Origin of the sequence: Arthrobacter pullicola, assembly GCF_014836875.1 — a bacterium.
GTDB lineage: Bacteria > Actinomycetota > Actinomycetes > Actinomycetales > Micrococcaceae > Arthrobacter_B > Arthrobacter_B pullicola.
The window spans coordinates 66,503-78,562 of sequence record NZ_JACSQC010000002.1 but is presented as its reverse complement, the minus strand read 5'-3'; the positions used below and the strand labels follow the sequence as shown (position 1 = coordinate 78,562).

General features: G+C 65.8%; 12 protein-coding genes. 10 read left to right on the top strand and 2 right to left on the bottom strand.

Translation table 11 applies throughout. The annotated features are described in order from the left end of the window. The first annotated feature begins 36 nt into the window (after positions 1-36). The 8 genes from truB to H9638_RS03730 all read left to right on the top strand — a co-directional run bounded on the left by truB (position 37) and on the right by H9638_RS03730 (position 7,944). The gene (truB, locus tag H9638_RS03765; RefSeq protein ID WP_318241770.1) at positions 37-957 is read left to right on the top strand and encodes a tRNA pseudouridine(55) synthase TruB; all 921 of its coding nucleotides are present in this window, start codon (positions 37-39) and stop codon (positions 955-957) included. Next, the gene (locus H9638_RS03760; RefSeq protein WP_191745887.1) at positions 958-1,332 is read left to right on the top strand and encodes a hypothetical protein; all 375 of its coding nucleotides are present in this window, start codon (positions 958-960) and stop codon (positions 1,330-1,332) included. Next, complete coding sequence (locus H9638_RS03755) at positions 1,329-1,772, top strand: hypothetical protein (RefSeq protein WP_191745886.1); 444 nt, start codon at positions 1,329-1,331, stop codon at positions 1,770-1,772. Before H9638_RS03760 ends, H9638_RS03755 begins: the two co-directional genes overlap by 4 nt. A 94-nt stretch (positions 1,773-1,866) precedes the next feature. Beyond that, complete coding sequence (locus H9638_RS03750) at positions 1,867-2,487, top strand: DUF4345 domain-containing protein (RefSeq protein WP_191745885.1); 621 nt, start codon at positions 1,867-1,869, stop codon at positions 2,485-2,487. Positions 2,488-2,589: 102 nt separating this feature from the next. Beyond that, positions 2,590-3,579, top strand: a complete 990-nt coding sequence (locus H9638_RS03745; protein ID WP_191745884.1) for a bifunctional riboflavin kinase/FAD synthetase — start codon at positions 2,590-2,592, stop codon at positions 3,577-3,579. A gap of 133 nt (positions 3,580-3,712) precedes the next feature. After that, the gene (gene rpsO, locus H9638_RS03740) at positions 3,713-3,982 is read left to right on the top strand and encodes a 30S ribosomal protein S15 (protein WP_191745883.1); all 270 of its coding nucleotides are present in this window, start codon (positions 3,713-3,715) and stop codon (positions 3,980-3,982) included. A gap of 350 nt (positions 3,983-4,332) precedes the next feature. After that, the gene (locus H9638_RS03735; protein WP_191745882.1) at positions 4,333-6,549 is read left to right on the top strand and encodes a polyribonucleotide nucleotidyltransferase; all 2,217 of its coding nucleotides are present in this window, start codon (positions 4,333-4,335) and stop codon (positions 6,547-6,549) included. Next, positions 6,550-7,944, top strand: coding sequence for a M16 family metallopeptidase (locus H9638_RS03730; RefSeq protein WP_191745881.1), 1,395 nt, complete (start codon positions 6,550-6,552; stop codon positions 7,942-7,944). It begins immediately after the preceding gene. Positions 7,945-8,023: 79 nt separating this feature from the next. Here H9638_RS03730 and H9638_RS03725 read toward each other — a convergent pair whose 3' ends face one another. After that, positions 8,024-8,284 carry a MoaD/ThiS family protein gene (locus tag H9638_RS03725; RefSeq protein ID WP_191745880.1) on the bottom strand — a complete coding sequence of 87 codons (261 nt, stop codon included), beginning with the start codon at positions 8,282-8,284 and terminating at the stop codon, positions 8,024-8,026. Next, the gene (gene moaA / locus H9638_RS03720; protein ID WP_191745879.1) at positions 8,285-9,421 is read right to left on the bottom strand and encodes a GTP 3',8-cyclase MoaA; all 1,137 of its coding nucleotides are present in this window, start codon (positions 9,419-9,421) and stop codon (positions 8,285-8,287) included. Between the two features lie 151 nt (positions 9,422-9,572). Here moaA and H9638_RS03715 point away from each other — a divergent pair, with 151 nt between their 5' ends. Together H9638_RS03715 and H9638_RS03710 are read left to right on the top strand one after the other, a co-directional pair. Continuing rightward, a complete protein-coding gene (locus H9638_RS03715) occupies positions 9,573-11,099 on the top strand; it encodes a molybdopterin-dependent oxidoreductase (RefSeq protein ID WP_191745878.1) in 1,527 nt (508 codons plus the stop codon). Positions 11,100-11,190: 91 nt separating this feature from the next. Next, positions 11,191-12,000, top strand: a complete 810-nt coding sequence (locus H9638_RS03710) for a tyrosine-protein phosphatase (RefSeq protein WP_191745877.1) — start codon at positions 11,191-11,193, stop codon at positions 11,998-12,000. The last annotated feature ends 60 nt before the right edge of the window (positions 12,001-12,060 follow it).

The following is a 12,060-nucleotide window of genomic DNA, read 5'->3' as shown; positions in this document are numbered from 1 at the left end:
GCGAATGGCACCTGACCGGCGGATATACTGAAAGGCGTGAATTCCGGGCAGGTCCGTTCAGGACTGATAATTGTGGACAAACCGCAGGGCTGGACCAGCCACGATGTGGTCGGCCGTCTGCGCAGGCTGGCAGGAACCCGGAAAGTCGGCCACGCCGGCACCCTGGACCCCATGGCCACCGGCGTACTGGTGGTGGGCATCAATAAAGCCACCCGGCTGCTGACCTACATTGTGGGCACCTCCAAGACCTACGACGCCACCATCCGCCTGGGACAGTCCACCATCACTGACGACGCCGAGGGTGAAGTAACCTCGGAAACCATTGCCGCAGCGGTCACTGATGAAGAGATCATGGCCGCGGTCGCTGCCCTCACCGGCGATATCCTCCAGGTGCCAAGCAGCGTCAGCGCCATCAAGGTGGCAGGGGAACGCTCCTACGCCCGCGTCCGGGCCGGCGGCGAAGTGAACCTGCCAGCCAGGCCCGTCACAGTCTCCCGCTTCGAGGTCCATGACATCCGCCGGGAACACGGCGGCAAGCTGCGCGACGTCGACGTGACCGTTGAATGCTCATCCGGCACCTACATCCGGGCGCTGGCTCGCGACGTCGGGGCCGCCCTAGGTGTCGGCGGACACCTGACGGCACTGCGCCGCACTTCGGTGGGCCCCTACTCGGTGGAGCAGGCCTCCACGCTGGAGCAGCTGGCCGGGGACCTTGCCCTGCTGGAACTCAACGATGCGGCCCGGGCGCTCTTCCCGGTGCGTGAACTGAGCACTGAAGAGGCCGAGAACATTTCCCACGGCCGCCGGATCAGCGCCTCCGGCGTTCCGTCCGCGGACGGTGACCCGGTCCCGGTTGCTGCCTTCGCGCCCGACGGCGAGCTCATTGGGCTGCTGGCCGACAAAGCCGACACCGCCCGGGCGCTGCTGGTCTTCGCGCCCGGAAACGAAAGGGCCTAAGTGGTCGTCGATCCCCTGTACATCGTTGGCGCCATCGTGTGCCTGGTCTCCACCGTGCTCTGCGTCGGAGCAGCGGTCCGGAAACATGGACCCAATGACCTGACCATTCTTTCGGCGGCGGCCGTTGAACTGTTCCTCCTCGTCTATGCCGTGGCTGCCGTAATCCGCCAGTCCGGGGGAGAGACGCTCAACGGTCCGGCCTGGGAGTTCTGGGGTTACCTGCTGACCGCCGTCGTTATTCCCATCGGAGCTGTTTGGTGGTCCCTTATGGACCGCTCCCGGTGGAGCAACCTCGTTCTCGGTGCAGTCGGGATCACCGTATTTGTCATGTTGTTCCGGATGGAACAGATTTGGGACGGAGTGCCGCTGGCATGAAGAAACTGATCAAGCCGCAACCCGCCGGGGACGCCGCAGCTCCGGCAGCCCGCAACGCCGGTCCCGGCAGGCTGATCGTGGCCGTCTACGGTGTCTTTGCCCTCGCGGCATCGGCACGGGCTGCCTTCCAGATCGCGACCAAGTTCGGGGAAGCTCCGCTGGCCTACCTGCTCTCGGCCTTCGCCGCCGTCGTCTACATCGTGGCCACCGTCTCCCTGGCGCGTTCCGGGAGGACGTCCTATAGGGTTTCCGTAGCCGCTGTCAGCATCGAGCTGGCAGGCGTGCTCGCCGTCGGCCTCTTTGGCCTGCTGGACCCGGCCGCCCTGCCCGATGACACCGTCTGGTCGAACTTCGGCCAGGGTTACGGTTTTGTTCCGCTGCTGCTGCCGGTGATCGGACTGTGGTGGCTCTACCGGCACCGGAACCGCCCACCCGCCTAGCTGTACACCCAGCCGCGGCGGCGGGTTCTGGTCTCAATCCACACCGTGAGACGATGTGGAAAAGGTCCACGAATCCCATCAGGGGGCAGACACCATGACCATCCCATCGCCGGGACCGGCGGACAAAACACCTGAGGCTGAACAGCTTCCTCCCGCCGGGAACTCCGAAGCACGCGCAGGCAAGGCCGCCCGCCGCGCACGCGGCAGCAGCGCCGTGGCCGAACAGTCCCGCGGGAGCGGCGGGGCCAAGCCCTGGAAGAGCGCTGACGACTGGGGAGTGTTCCGGACGGTCGTCATCGCCGTCGGTGTCCTGATCGCCGGCATCGGCATCTATTACCTGGTGACGGGTACAGGGGGAGTGGCACAGACCAGCGGCGGAGCAGTCAACACCTCGCTGGAGAGCCAGTTCCGGTTCTTCTCCGCGATGATGGTGGGCGTCGGGGCCGCCTTCGTGGCCATTGCGGTCAAGTTCCAGTGGGCGAACATGCTCTGGCTGGTGTGCCTGATGGTGTTCCTGGGTGGAATTGGCCGGGTCCTGTCCTGGGCTTTTTCCGGAACGCCGCACTTCACCCTGATTATCCTGATGATCCTGGAACTGGCCTTCCCGCCGGCCCTGCTGGTCTGGCACCGCTTCATTTTGAAAACCAGTGAACTGCGGCGGGAAATCCACCACGCCAGCGGCAGCGGGGATACGTCCGCCGCGAACGGTGCGTAAAGACTTTTCGTTTCCGCCATAATGGATTAAGCCATCGCTCACAGCCGGTGCTGTGACGCGGGCACATTCATGGATGGACTTTTCCGCTGGTAAGGAGCTCGGGTGTATTACTGGAAAGACCTTGCGGAGGTGCCGTCCGACATTGGTCCGACAGTAGTCACAATCGGCAATTTCGACGGCGTGCACCTTGGCCATCAGCACGTGCTTTCCCGCCTGGTGAAAGCCGCCCGGGAGTACGACGCCGCAGCCGTGGCCGTGTCCTTCGACCCGCATCCGGCAGCTGTACACCGGCCGGAGAACGCCCCGGTGATGATTATGGGACCGGCGGACCGCACCGAAGCACTGGCCGCGACCGGCCTCGACGGGCTGCTGATGGTCCACTATGACCTGGAACTGGCTTCCCTGACGGCCGAGGAATTTGTCCGTAAGTTCCTCACCGACGGCCTGCATGCCGTGGCTGTGGTGCTGGGCCACGACGCCCGGTTTGGACGCGGCAACACCGGGGATCTCGACACAATGCGCGAACTCGGAGCGGAGCTGGGCTTCGAGGTCATCGCAGTGGACGACTTTGACGCCCTTCCGGAAGGACCTGAGGACAGCCGCGGGCGCCGCTGCTCATCCACCTGGATCCGTGAAGCACTGGCTGCGGGTGATGTGCGCACCGCCGCCAGGCTGCTCGGACGGACGCACCGCATGCGCGGCGTTGTGGTCCACGGTGCGGCACGCGGACGCGAACTGGGCTTCCCGACGGCGAATCTTGCGCCGGAGTCGACGGGCCTGATCCCGGCCGACGGAGTTTATGCCGGCTGGCTCGTCAGCGCTGATGGAACCCGCTGGCCCGCCGCCATCTCCGTGGGTTCCAACCCAACCTTCATCGGCGTGAGCCGGCAGGTTGAAGCCCATGTGATCGACCGCCCGGCTGAGGCCGTCGAAGACTTTGACCTCTACGGCCAGTGCGTGGGAGTGGAATTCGTGGAACGCCTCCGCGGCATGGTCGCGTACACCGGACCTGAGGCCCTGATCGAGCAGATGCGCCTGGACGTGGCCCGGACCAGGGATGTCCTTTCGACAGAAAGCCCTGCAGCCGGGTAAACTGGATGAAAATTCGGCTGCGGTCCGTGGCGGCTGAATTTCTTTGTGCCCGGCGTGGTTCACCGCGCGGGGTGCAGGGTTCCCGGCAGCGAAGTGCTGACTCGGGCCTCACGGCACAACTCTAGGAGTTACAGTGGCACTCGATCCCGCCGTCAAGCAGGCGATCATCAAGGAATTCGCACTCGCAGAAGGTGACACCGGATCCCCCGAGGTCCAGGTTGCCGTTCTGTCCCGTCGTATTTCCGACCTGACCGAGCACCTGAAGACCCACAAGCACGACCACCACACCCGCCGCGGCCTGATGGCCCTGGTTGGTCGTCGTCGCCGCATGCTGGGTTACCTGCGCGAGACCGACATCACCCGCTACCGCACGCTCATCGAGCGTCTCGGCCTGCGTCGATAGTTCTGTTTTGAGGGCGGTCTCTGCCCACGGGCAGGGCCGCCCTGCGCAGTTCAAAGCAGCACCGGCAGACATGGACACCGGGATTCTTCCGGAAGCGCACCTGCCAACCGCACTGCAGCAGCAAAACAGCAGAAACAGCAGTAAAACGCAGCACAGCAGTAAATAAGACAAATACAGGAGTCAGCCAGCATCGCAGCATTCGCGGTCCTCGGTAGTGGCCTACGGGAGAATCCGCCCGTGGACCTCGATCGAAGACCGGGTGTTGAACCCTCCGAACCGCCCCGCGGTTCGGGGGAATCATGGGACGATGCTGGGTGCCTCCGAACACTAAGAAACGGAGGTGGCTCTCTATGGAGGGTCCCGAAATTCAGTATTCAGAAGCCGTCATTGACAACGGTGTATTCGGTAAGCGCGTTATCCGCTTCGAAACCGGCCGCCTGGCCGCGCAGGCTGCAGGCGCAGCGATGGTCTACATCGATGAAGACACCGCGCTGCTCTCGGCAACCACTGCCGGCAAGTCCCCGCGCGAAGGTTTCGACTTCTTCCCGCTGACCGTGGACGTTGAAGAGCGTATGTACGCCGCCGGCCGCATCCCGGGCTCGTTCTTCCGACGCGAAGGCCGTCCGTCCACCGAAGCCATCCTGGCCTGCCGCCTGATGGACCGCCCGCTGCGCCCCGCCTTCGTCAAGGGCCTGCGCAACGAGGTCCAGATCGTGGTCACCGTGCTCGCGATCAACCCCGACGTGCTCTACGACGTGGTGGCCATCAACGCCTCCTCCATGTCCACGCAGCTCTCCGGCCTGCCGTTCTCCGGCCCGATCGGCGGCGTCCGCGTTGCCCTGGTGGACAACCAGTGGGTTGCCTTCCCGAAGCACTCCGAACTGGAGCGCGCAGTCTTCTCCATGGTGGTTGCCGGACGCATCGCCGGTGACGACGTCGCCATCATGATGGTCGAGGCTGAAGCCACCGACAACGCCTGGAACCTCATCAAGGAAGAGGGCGCCACCGCCCCGACCGAAGAGGTTGTAGCCGAGGGCCTGGAAGCCTCCAAGCCGTTCATCAAGGCCCTGTGCGACGCACAGGCAGACCTGGCCGCCCGCGCCGCCAAGCCGACCGTTGAGTTCCCGGTCTTCCTGGACTACCAGGACGATGCCTACGAGGCCGTTGAAGCCGCTGCCGCCGACAAGCTGGCACAGATCTTCTCCATCGCCGACAAGCAGGAGCGCGACGCAGCTTCCGACGCACTGAAGGACGAAGTCAAGGCTGAACTGGCCGGACGCTTCGAAGGCCGCGAGAATGAAATCTCCGCAGCTTTCCGTGCAGTTACCAAGCAGGTTGTGCGCCAGCGCATCCTCAAGGAGCAGGTCCGCATCGACGGCCGCGGCCTGACCGACATCCGCCAGCTCACCGCTGAGGTTGAGGTTCTGCCCCGCGTGCACGGTTCGGCTATCTTCGAGCGCGGCGAAACCCAGATCCTGGGTGTCACCACACTGAACATGCTCAAGATGGAACAGCAGATCGACTCGCTGTCGCCGGTAACGCGCAAGCGCTACATGCACAACTACAACTTCCCGCCGTACTCCACCGGTGAGACCGGCCGCGTGGGTTCGCCCAAGCGCCGCGAAATCGGCCACGGCGCCCTGGCAGAGCGTGCGCTCATGCCGGTGCTGCCGTCGCGTGAAGAATTCCCGTACGCCATCCGCCAGGTCTCCGAAGCCCTGAGCTCCAACGGCTCCACCTCGATGGGTTCGGTCTGCGCCTCGACGCTGTCCATGCTCAACGCCGGCGTGCCGCTGAAGGCTCCGGTTGCCGGTATCGCCATGGGCCTGGTCTCCGACCAGGTTGACGGCGAAACCCGCTACGCTGCCCTGACCGACATCCTCGGCGCCGAAGATGCCTTCGGCGACATGGACTTCAAGGTTGCCGGCACCTCCGAGTTCGTCACGGCTATCCAGCTGGACACCAAGCTCGACGGCATCCCCGCCTCGGTCCTGGCTGCCGCGTTGAAGCAGGCCCGCGAAGCCCGCCTGCACATCCTCGGTGTGATGGACGCTGCGATCGATACCCCGGACGAGCTCTCCGAGTTCGCCCCGCGGATCATCTCGGTGAAGATCCCCGTGGACAAGATCGGCGAGGTCATCGGCCCGAAGGGCAAGATGATCAACCAGATTCAGGAAGACACCGGCGCTGACATCTCCATCGAAGATGACGGTACCGTCCTGATCGGCGCCACGGACGGCACGTCCGCCGAGGCTGCCCGGGCTGCGGTCAACGCGATCGCCAACCCGATGGTTCCTGAACTGGGCGAGCGCTACCTGGGCACCGTTGTGAAGACCACCACCTTTGGTGCCTTCATCTCGCTGACCCCGGGCAAGGACGGCCTGCTGCACATCTCCGAGCTGCGCAAGCTCTCGGGCGGCAAGCGCGTCGACAATGTCGATGACGTTGTTTCCGTCGGCCAGAAGGTCCAGGTCGAAATCACCAAGATCGACGACCGCGGCAAGCTGTCGCTCTCGCCGGTGGTTGCTGATGACGACGCCGAAGGCGAAACGGCGACAGCAGAGTAGATGCCTGAAATCGTCAAGGACAACCGTTCCGAGGCCGGCTTTGCCGGCACCGGGACGGTTGTCCCGTTTCCCCTGACAACCAGGCCGGGCGATCCGGCCATCGAGATCGGCGACCCGGCGGGCGCCATTGTGCGCCGTTCCGTCCTGCCCGGCGGCGTCCGCGTGCTGACCGAGTCGATGCCCGGCCAGCGCAGTGCCACTATTGGCTTCTGGATCGGCGTGGGTTCCCGCGACGAAGCCGAAGGCCGCCACGGTTCCACCCATTTCCTTGAGCATCTGCTGTTCAAGGGAACGGAACGCCGCAGCGCCATGGACATCGCTTCCGCCTTTGACGAGGTGGGCGGCGAATCCAATGCGGCAACGGCAAAGGAAAGCACCTGCTACTACGCCCGTGTGCTGGACACCGATCTGCCGATGGCGATCGACGTCATCGCGGACATGGTGACCTCCGCCGTTCTCGATCCTGAGGAACTCGAGCAGGAACGCGACGTCATCCTTGAGGAAATCGCCATGGATGCCGACGACCCCGCGGACCTCTGCCACGAGAAATTCGCCGAGGCCGTGCTGGGCGACCATCCGCTGGGCCGGCCGATCGGGGGCACCCCGGAAGCCATCAAGGCCGTACCCCGGGAAGCTGTCCTGGAGCATTACCGGCGGCATTACCGTCCCGAGACGCTGGTGGTCACGGCTGCCGGCGGACTGGAGCACGAGATTGTGGTGTCGCTGGTGCTGGATGCGCTGAAGCGTGCCGGCTGGGAACTGGATGAGGGCGCACAGCCGGTTCAGCGCCGGGAGACCGTCCCGGCAACCATCACGGGAACCGGTGGCGTCCACGTCTACAACCGTCCCGTGGAGCAGGCCAACATTGTGATGGGCTGCCCGTCGCTGGTTGCCACGGACAGCCGCCGCTTCGCCATGAGTGTGCTCAACACGGTCCTGGGCGGGGGCATGTCCTCCCGGCTGTTCCAGGAGATCCGTGAAAAGCGCGGGCTGGTGTACTCCACATACTCGTTCTCGGCCTCCTACGCCGATGCCGGGTACTTCGGCATGTACGCCGGATGCTCACCGGCCAAGACGCGGCAGGTTATTGACCTGCTGGAGTCAGAGCTGGAGCGCCTGGCATCCGCCGGGCTGGAGTCCGGGGAGCTGGAGCGGGCCAAGGGCCAGATCTCCGGCGGCATGGTGCTGGGCATGGAGGACTCCGGTTCACGGATGTCCCGGCTCGGACGTGCCGAACTGGTCAGCGGTGAGTTCATCGACATTGAGGAATCCCTGGCCCGGATCCGGTCCGTAACCGCGGAGGAGGTCCAGGCCCTCGCCGTCGAACTGGCAGCAGCGCCGCGGACCATCACCGTCGTCGGTCCGTTTGAGTCGGCCGCTGAGCTCGGTTTCTAACCACGGTGCAAGCAGCAATGAGGTGGCTTTCCTCTTCGGGGAAGGCCACCTTTTGCTTTGCCCTGACCGGGCAGACGGCTTAGCCGCCGGCAAAGGGCGGCAGGATGTCAATGGTGTCGCCGGGTTCCAGCACCACCGACCGGTTGCGGGCCGCGACCTCATTGACCAGGAAAGTGCTCCGTCGGATGACGGTCTGGAGCACGGGCGTGCCCTCGGGAGCGTCCGGGTGCCTGGCAGCAAGTTTCTCCAGCAGCTCGCCAAGCTCCAGGCGGCCCAGATCGAGCGTTTCTTCTTCAAGTCCGGCGGCCGCTTTCGCGGCGCCGAAGTAGCGGATCAGCACTTAGCCACCTATCGCACTCATAGTTCTGTCGGGCTGCACATAGTCGGGTGCTCCGAGCCCGGCGTGGTCCATTCCATGGGCCTTGGGTTTGCCCCACATGGCTTCCTGCCAGCGGCGGGCGACGGCTGCGTCATCGGTGCCGCTGCGCAGCAGCTCCAGCAGGTCCGTCTCCTCATGTGAGAACAGACAGCTGCGCACCTTGCCTTCGGCGGTGATCCGGGTGCGGCGGCAATCGGCACAGAAAGGCTCCGTCACCGAAGCGATAATCCCGACCACGCCCGCTACGTCCTCCGGGGTGCTGCGGTGCCGAACCTGCCAGCGTTCGGCCGGAGCGCCGTCACGGTTCCGGGGATCGGGAGTCAGGACGAACTGCTCCTCCAGCAGCGTGCGGATCTCCGCAGCGGTGATCATGCCGTCCCTGGTCCAGCCGTGGTCGGCGTCGAGGGGCATCTGCTCAATAAAACGCAGTTCGAAGCCGTGATCCACGGCCCACCCCAGAAGGCGGGGAGCCTCGGCGTCGTTGATCCCGCGCATCAGTACGGCGTTGATCTTGATGAGCCCGAGCCCAACGCGGGCGGCTTCCTCCACACCGGCCAGGACCCGGTCCAGGAAAGGCCTGCGGGTGAGCTGCGCAAAAGTTCCGGGGTGCAGGGAGTCGAGTGAAACGTTGATCCGGGTCAGCCCGGCGTCCTTGAGCGGTTGGGCCTTCTTATCCAGGCCCAGTCCGTTGGTGGTCAGCGACACCGGCAGGTCCGGGTGGTTGGCGCGGATTCCGGCCACAATCTCCACCAGGTCGGCACGGACCAGCGGCTCGCCGCCGGTGAGGCGGAGTTCGCGGACTCCCAGGCCGTCAACGCCGATCCCCACGAGGCGGATAATCTCGGCGGCCGAAAGAACCTTGTCCTTGGGCAGCCAGTCCAGTCCGGCCGCCGGCATGCAGTAGGTGCAGCGCAGGTTGCATTTGTCGGTCAGCGACAGCCGCATGTCCGTGGCCCGGCGGCCGAAGCGGTCAACCAGCCCGTCAAGCTTCTCCGGGACTGCGTGCTCCGGCGGGGCTGCCTCCGGGGCTGATGCATCCGGGGTGCCCGGGAGCGGCCGCGGCGGCACAACGGCGGGCATACCCAGCGAAATTCCCATGCCTCGAGTGTAGGCCGTTTCACAGTCAGGCTCTAGGAAAGGGCACGCCGCCTCCGGCCACAGTCCCGGCTGTCATACTCAAATGAGTCCATAACCCGCGGAACGGCACGGAACCGTGCACAAACCCGAGAACCTGAAGGGAACAACAGTCATGCCGAGAACCTGGCCGTGGGCCGCGGCCGCGGGACTGGTGGCCGCGGGTATTGCCGTAGCTGCCGGAGAGCTGGCCGCCGCCGTGCTCAGCCCCTCCCTTTCACCGTTGACCGCCGTGGGCGCCGTGGTGGTCGACGCCGTTCCCGCGCCCGTGAAGGAATGGGCCATCGCCGTGTTCGGAACCGGGGACAAGCTCGCACTGCTCGCGGGGATGATCCTGGTCATTGCCGTTATTGGTGCTGCGTGCGGCCTGCTGGAAACGAAATCTTCGCCGTGGGGGTCGGCAGTCATCGCTGCGTTCGGCGCCGCGGGCGTGGCCGCAGCCCTTTCACGGGCGCAGTTTTCACCCCTGGCGCTGCTGCCGCCGGTCATCGCCGGGGCCGCGGGGGTGCTTATCCTGCGGGCGCTGGCCGCACGGATCCGCGGCTACCAGACGGCTCCGGCCGCCGAATCGGGGGCACGGCGGCGCGAGGTGCTGGTGGGTGTCGGCGGAGGCGCTGCCGTGGCTGCGGTGGCCGGAGGTCTGGCCGGGATCTCGCGAAGCTCCCAGGTGGCGGTCGAGGACCTGAGGGCGGGCGTGCAGCTGCCCGCGGCTGTACAGCCGGCCCTGGAAGTCCCGGCCGGCGCGGATCTTGGTGTCCCCGGGGTTGACCCCCTCATAACCCCGAATACGGACTTCTACCGGATCGACACGGCCCTGCGGGTTCCGCTGGTGGACCCGCGGACGTGGCGGCTGCGGGTGACGGGCATGGTGGAGAAGGAAATCGAGATCAGCTACGCCGATCTGCTGGCTAAGCCGCTCCAGGAAAGCTGGGTAACTCTTGCCTGTGTCTCCAATGAGGTGGGCGGATCCCTGATCGGCAATGCGCGGTGGCTTGGCTGGCCAGTCCGCAACCTCCTGGCCGCCGCAGGAGTCAGGGAGGGCGCCGATACGGTCCTGTCCACCAGCGAGGACGGGTGGACGGCAACCACCCCGCTGGAAGCCCTCACCGACGCCCGCGATGCTCTGCTGGCGGTCGGTATGAACGGTGAGCCGCTGCCGCCTGAACACGGTTTCCCGGTCCGGCTGGTTGTCCCCGGGCTCTACGGTTACGTCTCCGCGACCAAGTGGGTGACCGAACTGAAGGTCTCACGGTTCGCCGACGAAGCAGCATACTGGACCGACCGCGGCTGGTCCGAACGCGGTCCCATCAAGCTGTCCTCCCGGATTGATACCCCGGCGCGGAATGCGGCGGTCCCCGCCGGCACGCTCACGGTCGCCGGTGTGGCCTGGGCGCAGCACACCGGTATCAGCGGGGTCCAGGTGAAGGTCGACGACGGCGGCTGGCAGGACGCCAGTCTGGCGGCGGGCATCTCGGCGGACACCTGGCGGCAGTATTCCGCCCAGGTGGAGCTGACACCCGGGGAGCACACGATCAATGTGCGCGCCGCTGACGCCAACGGCAGCCTCCAGGATGAAACGATGCGGCCGGTCGTTCCCGACGGAGCAACCGGGCTGCACTCGATTAAGGTCACCGCGCGTTGAGCGCTCCGGCCCGGCCCGTCTGTGTCCGCCTGGTCTGTGCCGGCCTTGTCTGATCCCGGAGCAGGCTCGCCGGATGGGCTAAGGTCGGCCTGTGAAGAGTCTTGAAGGCACTGTTAACTTCCGTGATGTCGGCGGACTGCCGCTGGAGGGTGGAGGGAGTATTGCCTCCCGTGTCCTGTACCGCTCCGATGCGCTCAGTTCCCTGACACCCCATGGATTGGAAACCCTCGCCGGCTCCGGCATCGATGTCCTTGTTGACTTCCGCACTCCGGCCGAACGGCAGATGGCTCCGGACCGGCTCCCGGCCGGAACGCAGTTGCGCACCCTTGAGCTGCCATTGTTCGAGGGCGCGTTCACCGGCGCCGCGCAGGAGGAAATGCAGCGCGCGAACCTGGCCGGTGATCCGGCGGCGGCGGGCCGCGCGGTGCAGGCAGCGATCGCCCAGCTGCCAACCCTGGGACAGTTGTATACCGGCATGCTGCAGGACGGTGTGTCGGTGTTCGCTGCGGTGGCCCGGGTCGTAGCCGCTGGCAACGGTTCTGCGGCACTGCTGCACTGCACGGCGGGCAAGGACCGCACCGGGGTTGCCGCCGCGCTCCTGCTTGAAGCTGCCGGCGCGGAAAGGGACGGCATAGTGGCCGACTATCAGCTCAGCGAACGCAACCTGGCGGGGGAGTGGTCGGATCGGATGCTGGGCATGATCGCCGGTATGGGAGTGCCACTGAATGAGGAGATCATCACGCTGGTCACCCGTTCGCCCGCCGACGCCATCAGTGCCGCCCTCGACTGGGTCGGGGCAAACCACGGCGGAGCTGCGGGGTACCTCCGGGCCGGAGGCCTGTCCGAAGCGGAACTGGTGCAGCTGCGGCAACGGCTGCGCCGGCCGGCGGAACGGCCCTAAGCCTGCAGGAGTGCGGGAACGGGCCCGCAGACGGAAAAATGCATAGAATTCGTCTCAGCG

Bases quoted from the DNA above. Each gene is read 5' to 3' on its own strand.
- H9638_RS03755 (WP_191745886.1), top strand. From the start codon at position 1,329: ATGAAGAAACTGATCAAGCCGCAACCCGCCGGGGACGCCGCAGCTCCG.
- H9638_RS03750 (WP_191745885.1), top strand. From the start codon at position 1,867: ATGACCATCCCATCGCCGGGACCGGCGGACAAAACACCTGAGGCTGAA.
- H9638_RS03735 (WP_191745882.1), top strand. From the start codon at position 4,333: ATGGAGGGTCCCGAAATTCAGTATTCAGAAGCCGTCATTGACAACGGT.
- H9638_RS03730 (WP_191745881.1), top strand. From the start codon at position 6,550: ATGCCTGAAATCGTCAAGGACAACCGTTCCGAGGCCGGCTTTGCCGGC.
- moaA (WP_191745879.1), bottom strand. From the start codon at position 9,421: ATGGGAATTTCGCTGGGTATGCCCGCCGTTGTGCCGCCGCGGCCGCTC.
- H9638_RS03715 (WP_191745878.1), top strand. From the start codon at position 9,573: ATGCCGAGAACCTGGCCGTGGGCCGCGGCCGCGGGACTGGTGGCCGCG.